Below are 13,829 nucleotides of genomic sequence, written 5' to 3' on the forward strand. Positions count from 1 at the left end.
GGTAGATAATCCTGATTACTAACTGATAGTTTACCGTGAATTTGATTAGAGTTTTGCAACTGGCGCGCTGACTGGCGTTTTTTACAGCAAAAAGTCATTAGCTGAAACTATCGCCACACGCGCAGCTCCCCTGCGCGTTGGGGTTGTCAATAGTGAAGCCCTGCTTTTCAATTGTGTCTTCAAAATCAATTGAGGCACCGTCAAGATAAGGCACGCTCATCTGGTCAACGACAACTGCTACCCCGTCAAACTCCACAACCGCATCATTTTCGAGCAGGCGCTCGTCAAAATACAGCTGGTAGATTAACCCCGAGCAGCCCCCCGGCTGCACCGCGATCCGCAGTCTTAAATCTTCGCGCCCCTCCTGCTGCAGGAGGCTAGCAACCTTATCGCGCGCACGCTCAGATAGTTTTACCTGATGCGCTGGGAGTGTTGCCGATTGCAAAGTGTCTGACATAAAATCATCTCCAAACAAATCTTGTTAAAACCATTCTACACCGCCGCAGGTTTGCGCTCGGTGCGCTAAAATTAAGACAGTAATTAGTTAGCACAAACCAGGAGCTTTTTTGACTCAGCAATCCAGCGCCACAGACTCGCAAAATCACTCGGATAAAAAAGGCAAACCGACCCCTACTAGGAAGCAAGCGCAGGCGCGTAATGCGCGTCCTATCGTGGGCGCTGTCAGTAAAGAAGCCAAGGAAGCACAGCGTGCCGCACTAGCAGAGCAGCGGGCGCGGATCCGCGAGGGAATGGCAAACGGCGACGAGCGGTATCTGCCGGAGCGCGACAAGGGCGAACAGCGCAGATTTATCCGCGACTGGATCGACGCGAGATTCAGCATTGGAGAGCTGCTGCTGCCGACCCTATTTGTGACCGTGATTATCTCGTTTTTACCGATTAAAGAGGCAAAATACGGCTCACTGGTAATGATCTTGCTGTTTTTGTTGGTGATTGTTGACAGCATTATTATGAACCTGTTTTTGTATCGCAGACTGTGCCAAAAATTCGGCAAAACGCGGGTGCAACGCGGTTTTCGCTGGTACGCTTTTTCTCGCGCGACGCAGATGCGGGTTATGCGGATCCCAAAGCCACGGGTCAAGCACGGGCAGTGGCCGAGCTAGGCTGCGTTGCCGCGATACCCTAGTTTCACCAGTTCACGATTTATTTTATGCGCCCACAGCGGCCCGTTGTAGATAAATCCGCTGTATCCCTGCACGAGATGTGCTCCCGCAGCAAGGCGCTCTAAAACATCTTGCGCGCTGCTCACTCCGCCGGCCGCGATAATAGTGAAATCGCTCTCAGTGGGAACTGCCGCGCGTACCCGGCGTAAAACCTGCAGCGCCTTAGTGGCGAGCGGTTTACCTGATAAGCCGCCCGCTCCTATCGCTGAAATTTTAGCATCTGCAGTGCTTAGGTTATCTCGTGCAACGGTCGTGTTGGTAACAATAATGCCCCGCAGCTGTGCATCCAGCGCCAGCGTCACAATCTGCTCAATGTGCGTGTCGCTAAGATCGGGCGCTATTTTTAAGAGCACTGGGGTTGTGCCAGCCGCGCTTTGCACGCGCCGTACGAGTTTAGCGAGCGTGTTAAGTTGCTGCAGCTCACGTAATCCGGGAGTGTTGGGGCTGCTCACGTTAACCACTAGATAGTCGGCAAAAGGTGTCAAAAGCGTTGCGGAAAAAACATAGTCATCAGCTGCGTCTGCTAACGGGGTTATTTTACTTTTGCCGATATTAACCCCGATTACGGGGCGGTTGGGGCGTATTTTTGCTTTTGTAATATGCGATACGGCGGCAGCAGATCCGCTGTTATTGAAGCCCATTCTATTGATCAGGGCGCTGTCTTTAACGAGCCGAAACAGGCGCGGTTTTGGGTTACCCGGTTGTGCGTGCATTGTGAGCGTGCCAATTTCAACGTGCCCAAAACCTAACAGCCCGAGTCCTGTAATCTGCGTTGCGTTCTTGTCAAACCCCGCAGCGAGTCCGAACGGGGTTGTAAACTCACGCCCCAGCGCAACGGTACGCAAATTCTTGTGTGGGCGCAGGAACGGGCGCAGCGCAGCATCCGCCAGTGGCAGAGCTTTAATAACAGAGCTGGCAAGCAAGTGCGCAAACTCAGGATCGAGCCTGCGCAAAACCGTGTTAAAAAGTAGTTTATACACGCTAATTACCTTCGTTATCGTCGTTTCTGAGTTTCAAAATGGCAGCCTCAAAGTCTTCCAGGGAGTCGAAGTTTTCGTACACGCTCGCAAATCGCAGGTATGCAACCCTGTCAAGTTTACTCAAGAACGGCAGCACGGCTTTGCCAACGTCGATCGCGTCAATCTGCGCGTTACCGAGAGCTTTTAGAGAGTCTTCAACGCGCTGCGCGAGTATTGCTAGTTCTGTGTCACCTACGGGTCGTCCCTGGCAGGCTTTGCGCACACCTGAAACAACTTTCTCACGGCTAAACTGTTCAACGAATCCGCCGCGTTTCACAACGTTCAGTACAATGGTTTCGGTTGTAGAAAAACGTTTTTTGCAATCGGGGCATTCCCGCCTACGTCGGATTGCGCGGCTTTCTTCTGTGCCGCGGCTGTCAATAACCTTTGATTCTATGCTGCTGCAAAAGGGGCACTGCATACTATTTTCCTAATCTGTCTGTGTCGGTGCCAGTGAGGTTTAAGGCTCCGGGCTTGTCTGTGTCGGTACTAGCAAGGCTCAGTGCTCCGCGCCAGGCGTATTCACTAACAGCTTCTCTGATTTGCTGCCGGGTTGCTATAGCGTCGGCGTTAAATATTTGTGCGAGCGCGTCGCTTATCTGACCGATTGTGAGCTCTTCGTCGCAGGCACCAAGGGGCGCGAGCGTTAGCGTATTCGCCTGTAAATGCCGTTGATAAGGTGTCGGCACTATCATGTTCAGCTGGCTGGCGGATTCATGCCCCGGCTCGTGAATGCGCTGCTCGAGCAGACCGCTGTTGTGAAGATACGGCGCGGATATCGCTTCAACGCGCACAACATTACTGCCTGCTGTGGCTAGATTCTTTTGTAGTCGCAATGTTCCCAGTGACACACTGACAACATTGCGGCTCTTAAAATCGGCAAGATAGGCGCGTATTAGCTGCGCTGCCCGCTCGGTGTTAAGCAGAACACCTCCGTCACGCACCCACATTGCAGCGTACGCGACCGGCTCAAGGCGCTCACGCTCAACAATCCAGGCGGCGCTAACAATGCCCGTTGCGCAGCCTCTCTCAAGGCCGAGTGATGGCAGCGCGTTGTTCAAAGCTGCTGCTGACACACACTGTCCCAGTTGAAAAGTGCGGATCATGGTCTTAAGCGCCACGCTCGCGTTAGAATCTGCCAGCGCAAACTTTGCCAGAACTTGCAACCCCTGCGTAATCTGCTGATACGCGGTTTTACCGAACGTGTTAATAAGTGCGTGCTCGGTGAAATTAGCCGCAGATAGATCCGCCGCTAAAGCCTCCGCTACGGCAGTGACCGCAGCTTGCGATAACAGGCTTAAAGGCATTTACGCGAGCTATTTTTGAAAATCGGAGGTGTCTCCGACAAGGCGCGTGTTATCTGCTGGCACTGGCTCAACCGCAGCAGCCGCAACCTCCGCCGCGAACTCGGCAACATTGTAGAGCTTGCCAGCGCTTTCGCGCCGCGCTGCTATGGCGCCCGGGTTTGCGCGCTCGAGTAGTAGCGCTGTTACCGTGCCCTCTATCATATCGCCTGACACAACAACGAATTCTACGCCGACCGCTTTAAGAGCAGGGATTCTTTTGCGCAGCTCGTCTTCGCCAGCGCGTTTTGAGAGCGCAACCGGCTCGTACTCCGGCATTGTCGGGTTAGTGTGAATGAAGTGAGCCTGGTGGCTCGTCACAAAAATAACGCGAGCTGCCGGTGCAAACAGGGGCTGCAAAGCCTCGAGCAGGCGCACCTGAGAGTCGCGGTTGAGCTGCATTGCGTAGTCTTCTGCCATGCCGCTCTCCATGCCACCAGAGGCGTTAAGAACAAGAATATCAAGCTCACCAAACTCTGTTTGTAGGATTTTTACAAGCTCTGCAACGGAGTCATCGTCAGTTATATCCGCTCCGATTGTCAATACTCTAGAGTCATGCTCTGCGCGCAACTGCGCAGCCAGTTTTTCCGCACGAGCAGCCTTGTTGCGGTAGTTGATTGCAACATCCGCGCCCGCAGCGGCGAAGTATTTTACAGTGTCAGCGCCAACACCGCGCGATGATCCTGTGACTAGTGCTCGTTTGCCGCGCAAGCTCCCCGGTTTTAGCGGATTCATAGTGGTAACTCCTAGTAGATAATTTGTGCTATATCTTTTGCTATAACTCTAGTGGAAAAACCCTAAAAAATGCGGTATTTATGGTGCTGTGGATTTATTTTTTCTGCTGTGCATAAAAGATGCGCAGCCTGCTAGAAACAGCCCGAGCAGCCCGGAGCATATCCAGAATCCGGCAATTATGTGACCCAGCTGTGCTGCCGGGGTTATGCCGGTTGTGCGCTGCAACTCGACCACTGCCCCGCCGCTCTCGTGCCAGAAAATAAGCTCTGTGAGTTTTCCCGTGTCCGGCGCTATAACACCGCTCGGACCGCGTGTGGAAACGGCAACCGTGTAGCGACCGGTACTCAGAGATTGTAGCCTGGCGAGCGCTAACTGTTGCGCAGCCTGATCCGCGGATCCGAAATCCGCATTGTTTGTCTGGGTGATAACGTATTCTGCGCCGGAAGCGAGCATTAACCGTTGGTGATTGTCGTAAATCATATCGTAACAGATCGCAATTCCAGCGGTTGAACTGCCAATTTGCATAACCGAGTCTGTAACCCCAGGAGTGTATTCGAGGTTAATTAATTTCACCAGCTCGGGCGCAATTTTAGTAAAAAAGTCACGGTGAGGCATATACTCAGCAAAAGGCACCGGGTATTTTTTATCGTAGCGCTCTACAACTTGCCCGGACTCTGCTATTAGCAGCGCAGAATTGGTGTAAAAATCTGTGCCGTTGGCGGCAGTGTTGGGCAGCACCGCTCCGGCAAGCACGGGGGCTTTAGCGCGCTTTGCAAGCTCGGTAATACGCGTTCTGTTGCGGTAGTTGTCAATGAGCGCATATTCTGCGGCGTTTTCGGGAAAAACAATCATATCAAGCTGCTGCTGAGTGTTGTCAAGCAGAGTGTTTGCCTCTTGCAGGTGGGCTTTTATGATGTCGCCGTTTTTGCGGTTATCGAATATTCCAGCGGCAACATTGCCCTGCACAATCCCCGCGCGCACTGGCTCGCCCACGTGCGGGAGTGTGATTTTAGGCAGCAGCAGAGTTGCGCACACAACGGCCGTTGCTGTTAAAGCCGTAAGTACTGCCGCGCTGCTGCTGCGCCGTTTTGCTGCGCCTTTTCGGTGGCAGTGCCAGGCCGCAACCGGCAGCACCGCAACGAGCGTTACAAGCGCTGTGCACCCGGTAATTCCAAGGTAAGAAACCAGTTTTGCAAAGGGCGATTCGAGCAGTACCGCGCTTGTGCGAGCCCAGGCGAATCCGCCGTATGGAATGCTTGAAGCGAGCGTTTCGCGCACCACCCACAGCCCGGTAACGCTCAGCGTCTGCGCCGAAATTAGTGCGTGCCGGTTGTGCAACAGTGAGATTCTGGGCAGCGAGTTGACTGTGAACGTGGCAGCGGCGGCGAATAACACCGTCCACGCTATCATAACCGAGCTAAGCGCTAGCCACGGCACAATTCCCAAGTAGAAAGTGAGCCACTCAATGTGTGCCAGCCAGAAAGACGCCCCAAAGACGCTCCCGATTAAAGCAGCGGCGACCGGTTTTAACCCCCAGAAGCTAAGGGTAAAAATGGTTAGCGCGGGAATGCCCAGATACCAGATGCCAATGTCTGGCATGGCGGCATCGAGCATCAGCCCCGCACCCGAGGCGGCCGCTATCCGCAGTAAAAAAAGCCGTTTTTTTACCATTTAGGCTACTGAACTCTCAACAATTCCGTACATTATTTTGCCTCGGGCGCTGCGCGCAAGGTTGGCGACGGTCAGCAGGTTGAGGGTGTTTACCGTGTCTGCGTCAGTGCTATTGATAACGGTTTCACAGGCCTGTGCGATTTGCCCCAGCAAATCGGCGGTCTGTTTGATCCAGCGCAGAAAATCACCCGCGCTAAGCCCGCTCCCGGTAAGGATTTGCGTAAGCGATTTTTTGTTCGCCCAGGCGTCCATAACCCAGGCAGAATATGTGAAAGGAGCGAGCGTGGGCGGCAGTTTGTACGCCCTCTCAATAGCATCAAGACCGGCCCAGAGCTTAATTGTTTCATCCATTGCCCGCTGCCACTCGGAGCTTAGCGGATAGCTCCCCGCAGCGGTTTCACTGCGCCGCGGTTCATATGTGAGGGTTGCTATTAAAGCCGCAAACTCCTGCGGGGTGAGCCGGTGCCACAGTTTATGCTTAAGCGCGGTTACTGTAAGCAGGGCTTTTTCGCCATAGAGCCTGGTTAGCGCCAGCCCCCACACGCTCGGCCGTAGATTTTGAGAATCTCCCGCGGTGTTTTCTGCGTCAGCGGGCACAAGATATTTAAGCTCTGTTAAAACTTGCGCAACTCGCTCAAACTCGCGCGCAATGCTGTTGGTCTGGCTTTTCACGCGCTGCGCAAGCCTTCTAACTTTTTTACGCAGCGGTTTTTCCCGCTCGCGCCAGATTTCAGCCGCCGTGTCATCGCCGTCGGTGATCGCTTTGCGGTAAGCTGCCAGGGAGCGCTCTGCCGCGGCCAGCTCTGTGGCATCCGCGACGACCGCACGATCCGCTTGAAACTGCGCAAACGAGCGCTCCAGAGTTTTGCGCACCTGCGATATTTCACGCTCGCGCAGCAGATTCACCGTCATATTGTATGTCGGTCTGAAGCTTGACCTAACAGGATAGGAGCGTGCTCCTGCGAGAGACTCAACAACCTCGAGATCGAGCGAATCTTCCCACAAAATTACCGCGTGCCCCTCGGTGTCAAGCCCACGCCTGCCTGCGCGCCCCGTTAGCTGCGTGTATTCGCCGCTTGAAAGGTAAACCCGTTCAACACCGTTGAACTTTTTCAGTTGCTCAAGCACAACCGCTTTTGCCGGCATATTGATACCGAGCGCGAGCGTTTCCGTTGCAAAAACAACTTTCACAAGCCTGCGCAGAAAGAGCTGTTCAACAACGGCTTTTAGCTGCGGCAGCATTCCAGCGTGGTGGGCAGCGATTCCGTGCTCGAGCGCACGCAGCCAGGAGTTAATTCTTAAAATCCGGTGTTCATCTTTAGAGAGAGTCGCCACCGCCAGCTGGGCAATTGTGAGAATCTGGCGTTTTTCATCCGCCGTGTTCAAATCAATTCCCGCCCGTAAACACTGTGACGCCGCCAGATCGCAGCCTGCTCTGCTGAAAATAAAAACAATGGCTGGCACAAGATCGTTGCTATTGAGCATTTCAACAACATCGTAGTGCGCGATTTTACCGCGCGATTTTTTGCGCGGCGCCGCACCCCTTGCGCGCTTGCCCTTTAACGGTTTTAAATATTTTAGATCCGGATTGAGTTTACCGTTTTTGTGCAGTGGATAGATGCGCTCCCGGGTTAAAATGTGCTGGAACAGCGGTGTGGGACGTCTTTCTGAGATGATCACCTCAGTGTTGCCGTGCACCGTGTGGATCCAGTCCCCCAGCTCTTCAACGTTGGAAACGGTTGCAGAAAGCCCCACCAGTAGCACGTGCTGTGGAATGTGCAGAATTATTTCTTCCCACACAGCTCCGCGATACTGATCGCCGAGATAGTGCACCTCGTCGAGGATTACACAGCCGAGATTATGAAGGCGCGACACGTCGGCATAGATAATATTGCGTAGCACCTCGGTTGTCATAACCTTAATCGGGGCGTCCTGATTGATCGTGTTATCGCCCGTTAAAAGAGCTACCTGATCGGCGCCGTAGCGCTTGCACAGCTCCGCGTATTTCTGGTTAGAAAGGGCTTTAATCGGCGCGGTGTAAATAACATCCTGGTTTTTTTCGTGGCGAGCGAGCATAATCGCAAATTCGGCGACCGTGGTTTTACCCGAACCGGTTGGTGCGGCAACTAAAACCGAGTTGCCGCAGAGCAGTCTTTCGCAGGCTGCTTTTTGGAAGGGATCAAGCGGATATTCTAGCTGGGATTCAAAAAAATCAAGCGCATCAGAATCGTTCATACTGTTAAACATCATACTCGGCGAAGGTTTTGCGTTGCTGCCTAGCTTTGCGGCGGTCGTGGAAGTAGGCTAGTATAGCCGCAACAGCGTACAGCAGAATCATCGGGGTTGCAATTAAAAACATACTAAAAACTTCAACCGAAGGTGTTACCGAAGCTGCAAAAACTAAAATTATAAGCACTGCAATGCGCCACTTGCTAATAACTGACTTTGCCGACAGCACACCGACGAAATTGAGCAGCACAATAAAAACGGGGAGCACAAAGCCGATGCCGACGGAGATCGTCAAAGTTGTTGCAAAGTTTAGATAGTCTCCCGCGGTTAAAAGCAGGGCATCCTGCTTGGAGGAGAAGCTTGTTAAAATCCGGACAATTTTGGGCAGCGCCCACCACGCAACAACCGCGCCGCTCAGAAAGAGGGGCACAGATGCGCCAAGAAACACCGCTGCAGCTATTTTTTCGCGTTTTTTAAGCGCGGGTATGAAAAAAGCCCATATTTGGTAGAGCCAGATTGGGCTAGCAATAAAAATTGCGATAACAAATGCGATTTTAAGTTTTAGCCCGAAAGAACCTGTGACGTCGGTGAACGCGATATGCGCAATGCGGTTATCCTCGTGTGAGATTTCGTTAATCGGTGCGCGTAAAATCTCCCACACGTAATCCGCCAGAAACCATCCGCCGATAATCGCCACAGTAACCGCGATTAGGCAAACTATAAACCTTTTGCGCAGTTCTATTAAGTGCTCCCCTAAACGCATTCGCGCTTCGGGGTTGGCTTTTTTTCTGTTTCTGCTCACGGTTGTTGGGTTATATGTTGCTGTTCTCTGGACAGCTTTGTTTGTAAATGGTTTAAAGCATTTTGCGCGGCTTTGGCTGCGGCTCTGCGTTTATTCTCTGGCTTTATGATTGCTAGCTGACCGCACCCCGCTCTTAAAAAGCGGTTAAAGCTAGTATCGTTCCAGATATCGCATTGCCCATGCGCAAAGTTCTGTTCCAGAAACTTCGTATCTCTTGTAGACACTTTACGGTAGGAAAACTCTGGCTTATAGTCACTGACTAGGAATTTATGCGCGCTATCAATTAGAAAATCAACCTTATCGCTAGTGGAGTTTCTAGTAGCTCTTCTAGCTTCTCGTGCCTTTTTCTGGAATAAAATTATTTGTTCTAGCACCTCCGTATCGTTGTTAGAACTCAGATTAGACATTGCCGCACATATAAAATTATGCACAATTTTCTTTTGGTAACAATATGCGTATAATCGCCACTGCCCGTTTAGATACTCTATGTTAAGAGGAAACACTTCGCGATTTTTTGAGACCCTACCATCCCTGTAGATGTAGTCAAAAGTAACCTTTTTATTTTCTGTGAGCGCGTTGTAAAGAATATTTACGTTATTAGAGGTGACCGAGCTTATGCTGGGTGAGTCGATCTCTTGATGCGCGATAATACTAGGGCGATTATCCTCTTCTCGTTGAAGTTCACGCAATTTTTTGATTGTCTTTTTAGCGTCTGCAGCCATCTCTCCATCAAATAAGTGCGTTACAATTTCAATTACTGATATTAGCATTTGAAGCTCACTATCAGTAAAAGCCAGTGGTCGCATATCGAATGTGCCGTCAAACTCTAAACCACTTTGGTCTTGAGACTCCGCAAAACTTATAGTATCTTGCGACTTAGTAAACAACTCTGCAAGAGTGGTAAATGTTTCCCTATTGCAGTCAAAGGTTGTTTCAAGTTCTGTAAATGTTATTTTTTCTCCATACTTTTTTTTAATAAACCATCCAATCTGAGCCATGGAATATGCCAGAACCGTGGTGTTTGGCACAGATAATTCGCGACCGTTAGACTCTTTAGAGCCGCCAGCGTTATCGACCTTGAAACTTTCGTTAGCAGTAGAATTGTTTAATTGCAGTGCGCGCCCATATATTGACGCAAGCTCTTCAAGTATTGCAGGAGGACCAATAACTGCGGAAGCAAAATTAAATGCGATCAGCTCTCTGGCAAAATCCGCGTAGTCGGCAGTGTTATAGTGCAAAACACCGTTGTCAAATGTTTTAGGTTTTAGTGATTTTGTAAACTCGGGAGGGTTTCTGCCCTCGTGGATATAGGTATCTATTATTTCAGCGGTGAGTTGCGCATTAAAAAATACTTCTTGTTGAGAAGCTCTGTTTTGTATTTCTTCCACGAGCGCTTGCAGTGCGCTCGCAGACAGAGGCTTATGATCACTCGATCTTGTAGCAAGCTTTATTTTGCCAACAAAGCGACTTAGTAAAAACACGCGGGGTTCTTTTTTGTCGCAGTCATAGCAGAATAGATGCCACCTGCTTTCAAAAAAATACAGTTGCTGTGGTGAAACAGTGCGAGCGCTAACCGTACTATCTGGTTTTCTATATTCGAACGATATATTTTTATTGTAAATAATCGCTTCTAGTACTTTATCAACCTGCCATACCCAGTGCTTAGACCCCTCGCGCACTATGATTTTAGAGAAATTAATATCTTTAATTATGCCAGCAAGTTTTAGAAATGTTGTGTACGCTAAGGAATCACTGGCTCCGTGCGAAAGATAATCAATTGCGGCGCGGATAATAATTCTTTCGCCAGACTCCAGACGAAAATCTTTGGCGATGAAACTGCTTTTGGTATCTATTGAATACAGGTTTTTGCTACCTTTTTTCGTAATTAAGTTCCGCACACTGATTTTAACGCCGCACTGTTCCAGATCTTTTATATCACGCTGAAATTTTTTGATAGAGCTATTGATGTTTTTAGATTTATATTCTTTGATTTCTTGGATATGCTTAAAATTGTTGTCTTCCCTTAAACTCATTTCTGTTGCAGATAAAATATTCATTAGTTTCAACTGTCTAAGCGTAGCTGCTTTGCTGTTTTCATGCATACTTTACTCCGATGCTAGAACATCCACAACAAGAACTTGCGCGGGTGTTGCTTGGCTGGCATCGCTCTTAGCGGGCATCAAGATTACAACCTGAGACCCAACAGGCACGCCGTTAAGCTCATTTCGCCAAGAGACTGCTGGATCATCTGCCGGGATGATCATTGGTCCGTCATTCCAGGTAGAAGCGGTGACTTTACCCGCCCAGCTAACTGATAAAACCTGCGCAACAACGTTACTGCCCGCATGCACACTGCGCCCTTCGCCTTTAATGCGCAGCGCGCTGCGCAACTCGCTAGGCGCCTGCTGTGGCGGCAACACAACACCGGGATCACCTGCGGCTGTGCGTGTCACCGCGGGAAAGCCGTTAGGCAAGGGCTGTTCTTTGCCCGATGCTTTGAAGTTGCTGGTGTTTTTAACATCAATATAGGCGATAGCCGCCGCGCCCTCGCTCAGCCCGCTGCGTAAGAATCCGGCAGCCTCTTTTGGTGTCATAGCAACCGTCACCCGTTGCCCCGGCAGAGCGCACAGCGCCGCATCGCTGAGCACGTTAAGGCCGCGCTTTTCAGGAACCGCAAGAAAATCAGCGGCAGAGTTCTTGCTCGATGTTGAATACACGCGAGCGCCGGTTACCGAGTCATAAATATTAATATCCGCCGTTACAATCGCGGGAGCTGCAACAACTGCTTTACCTTGCGCAGTTTCGCTCGCGGATACTGACCGCGCAATTGTTGCAGTGTCGGCAGTCTGATCCGCCGTGGTAACGGTGCGTTGCGCAACCGTCACGGGCAGCGCGGTTGCCGGTTTGATGCTGTCTCCTAAGGGAACAGATGCCTTCGCGGCATAGGCATCGCTTACAGCGCCGCTGCTAAGCGGATTTTCGCACTCTGCAGCTGCAGACTCGGCGGTTGAACTCTGAGCACAGCCCGCCAGTGCGGCAACGGTGACCGCAACACACAGCGGAGCAATTAACCTGTGGCGCATTAGATTCCTTTCAGCGATTGTAAATATTCTACTCCATTAAACAGACTGGTTGTGGTTGGACGATCCGGCGGGTGCGGTTCTAGCTGCGGCGAATTTCTGTGCATCGCGCACCTTTTTGCGCAAAACTTTCTCGCTCTTGTGTAGTTCCCTAACCATTCCAGGAGTCCATATTTCCAGATCCTCAGAAGAGTACTCAGATTTTGAGGCGCGCCGTTTCAACTCAGGCAAAACGGTGTCGGCCGATAGCTTACGAGCTGTTATCAAAAATCCCGTATGTCCAACCATTCTGTGATCCGGGCGCACCGCCAGCCCTTCCACGTGCCAGGTGCGCACCATTGTTTCAGAGGCTTGCGGATGTGTGAACTGCCCAGTTTTTCGCACTGTCTCAACAAATCGCGAAAGCTGGGTAACGGTTGCAACATAGCTAATAATTACGCCCCCGGCAACAAGCGCGGTTGCTGCCGCTGCGACGCACTCCCAGGGCGCTAGCATATCAAGCACAACGCGATCAACTGACCCGGGCGCTGTAGTTGCGGGCAGAACATCTTGAAAATCGCCCACGCTCAGCTGCCAGTTGGGGGCTGCTCCGCCATAAAATGCGGTCACATTGGCGCTTGCAATTTCAGCAAACTCCGCGCGTCGTTCGATTGAGTGCACCGTGCCAGCGGAGCTAACTGCGCGCAACAGGTGCAGGGTGAGTGCTCCCGAGCCAACCCCGGCTTCGACAATGTTAAGCCCGGGCGCAATATCCGCCTGTGATACAATCTGTGCGGCATCCTTAGGGTACACAATTGCCGCTCCGCGTGGCATTGCCATAACGAAATCCGCGAGCAGAGGGCGGATCGCCAAAAACTCTTCCCCGCCCGAGGTTGTTAGTACGCTAGCGTCGTTGCGCCCAACAATTTCGTGGTGTGGAATAACCCCGCGGTGTGTGTGGAACTCGCCATCCGGGGTGAGTGTGATCGTGTACCGCTTGTTGCGCGACCCGGTTAGCTGCACTCTGTCGCCAAAAACAAAAGGACCGCGTGCTGCGCTCATAGGGTGTGTTTTCCTTGTCTCCTGGGTGAATTATTTGCCCGGGTGTCTGCGAAGGTTGTAATCACGCGCTCGAGTGTGAAATCTTGCAGCGACGGCAAGACCAGGTGCGCTCCTGCGGCTGTGATATCAGCCAGGTATTTGACACCTATTGTAACAGCGCCCGCAGCGGTTGCAGAGTGGATACCCGGTAGTGAATCTTCAAAAGCAACGCAGCTGGTGATGCTAACGCCGATTTTAGCCGCCCCTGCCAGGTATGCTTCGGGGTGTGGTTTGCCGTGCGTCACGTCGTCGCCGCAGATAATCTCGGTGAACGTATTTAGCGGGAGCAGTTTTCGCACGTTTGATACAACGTTACGAAAAGCCATTGTGACAAGCACGTTTGGGATACCCGCAGCAACTGCCTGGGCGAGTAACTCTCGCGCACCTGGCCGCCACGGAAATTCGCCCCGCGCGCAAATCTCACTTACTCGCCCGGTCTGATCGGCAATAATCTGCTCTGTAGGGAGCGCAACCCCGTGCGCTTGAAAAATCTTGGCGCCCTCAAGCAGAGTCGCGCCGACCAGTTGTCGACGGCTCGCCTCGGTTAAGCGCGCGTCGTATCGCGCGAGAATTTCATCCGCCGCGGTATTCCAAATACTGTGCGAGTCGATAATAGTGCCGTCCATATCCCAGAGCAGTGCCGCTGGTTTTGTGGGGTGTGACATTTTGCTCCTTAGCTTTTGAGGCGG

General features: G+C 51.6%; 13 protein-coding genes. 1 reads left to right on the forward strand and 12 read right to left on the reverse strand.

Translation table 11 applies throughout. The features are described from left to right. Positions 1 to 97: 97 nt before the first annotated feature. Positions 98 to 457, reverse strand: a complete 360-nt coding sequence (gene erpA, locus KJY78_RS01445) for an iron-sulfur cluster insertion protein ErpA (protein ID WP_214336712.1) — start codon at positions 455 to 457, stop codon at positions 98 to 100. Between the two features lie 109 nt (positions 458 to 566). On the opposite strand from erpA, the gene KJY78_RS01450 reads away from it, so the two are divergent. Then, on the forward strand, positions 567 to 1,121 hold the full coding sequence (locus KJY78_RS01450) for a DUF3043 domain-containing protein (RefSeq protein ID WP_214336713.1): 555 nt from the start codon (positions 567 to 569) through the stop codon (positions 1,119 to 1,121). Here the strand turns inward: KJY78_RS01450 and KJY78_RS01455 are convergent. The 11 genes from KJY78_RS01455 to KJY78_RS01505 form a co-directional block, all read right to left on the reverse strand. After that, on the reverse strand, positions 1,118 to 2,161 hold the full coding sequence (locus tag KJY78_RS01455) for a quinone-dependent dihydroorotate dehydrogenase (RefSeq protein ID WP_214336714.1): 1,044 nt from the start codon (positions 2,159 to 2,161) through the stop codon (positions 1,118 to 1,120). The two genes, KJY78_RS01450 and KJY78_RS01455, sit on opposite strands and share 4 nt — an antisense overlap. A gap of 1 nt (position 2,162) precedes the next feature. Then, positions 2,163 to 2,621, reverse strand: a complete 459-nt coding sequence (gene nrdR / locus KJY78_RS01460; RefSeq protein WP_214336715.1) for a transcriptional regulator NrdR — start codon at positions 2,619 to 2,621, stop codon at positions 2,163 to 2,165. Between the two features lies 1 nt (position 2,622). Then, positions 2,623 to 3,507, reverse strand: coding sequence for a DUF7059 domain-containing protein (locus KJY78_RS01465; protein ID WP_214336716.1), 885 nt, complete (start codon positions 3,505 to 3,507; stop codon positions 2,623 to 2,625). A 9-nt stretch (positions 3,508 to 3,516) separates the two neighbouring features. Beyond that, positions 3,517 to 4,278 carry an SDR family oxidoreductase gene (locus tag KJY78_RS01470; protein ID WP_214336717.1) on the reverse strand — a complete coding sequence of 254 codons (762 nt, stop codon included), beginning with the start codon at positions 4,276 to 4,278 and terminating at the stop codon, positions 3,517 to 3,519. Positions 4,279 to 4,356: 78 nt separating this feature from the next. Continuing rightward, positions 4,357 to 5,949 (reverse strand): apolipoprotein N-acyltransferase, encoded by a 1,593-nt coding sequence (lnt, locus tag KJY78_RS01475; RefSeq protein ID WP_214336718.1) that lies wholly within the window; start codon positions 5,947 to 5,949, stop codon positions 4,357 to 4,359. Continuing rightward, entirely contained in the window at positions 5,950 to 8,184 is a 2,235-nt protein-coding gene (locus KJY78_RS01480) for a DEAD/DEAH box helicase (protein ID WP_250544016.1), read from the reverse strand. A 4-nt stretch (positions 8,185 to 8,188) separates the two neighbouring features. Next, positions 8,189 to 8,980, reverse strand: a complete 792-nt coding sequence (gene tatC, locus KJY78_RS01485) for a twin-arginine translocase subunit TatC (protein ID WP_348771151.1) — start codon at positions 8,978 to 8,980, stop codon at positions 8,189 to 8,191. After that, the gene (locus tag KJY78_RS01490; protein WP_214336720.1) at positions 8,977 to 11,082 is read right to left on the reverse strand and encodes a helix-turn-helix transcriptional regulator; all 2,106 of its coding nucleotides are present in this window, start codon (positions 11,080 to 11,082) and stop codon (positions 8,977 to 8,979) included. Before KJY78_RS01490 ends, tatC begins: the two co-directional genes overlap by 4 nt. A 3-nt stretch (positions 11,083 to 11,085) precedes the next feature. Then, the gene (locus tag KJY78_RS01495; RefSeq protein WP_214336722.1) at positions 11,086 to 12,063 is read right to left on the reverse strand and encodes an FKBP-type peptidyl-prolyl cis-trans isomerase; all 978 of its coding nucleotides are present in this window, start codon (positions 12,061 to 12,063) and stop codon (positions 11,086 to 11,088) included. A gap of 36 nt (positions 12,064 to 12,099) precedes the next feature. Continuing rightward, positions 12,100 to 13,101, reverse strand: coding sequence for a tRNA (adenine-N1)-methyltransferase (locus tag KJY78_RS01500; RefSeq protein ID WP_214336724.1), 1,002 nt, complete (start codon positions 13,099 to 13,101; stop codon positions 12,100 to 12,102). Then, entirely contained in the window at positions 13,098 to 13,805 is a 708-nt protein-coding gene (locus KJY78_RS01505; protein ID WP_214336725.1) for an HAD family hydrolase, read from the reverse strand. Before KJY78_RS01505 ends, KJY78_RS01500 begins: the two co-directional genes overlap by 4 nt. Positions 13,806 to 13,829: the final 24 nt, after the last annotated feature.

The organism is Canibacter zhuwentaonis (assembly GCF_018531145.1).
GTDB classification, from domain to species: Bacteria; Actinomycetota; Actinomycetes; order Actinomycetales; family Microbacteriaceae; genus Canibacter; species Canibacter zhuwentaonis.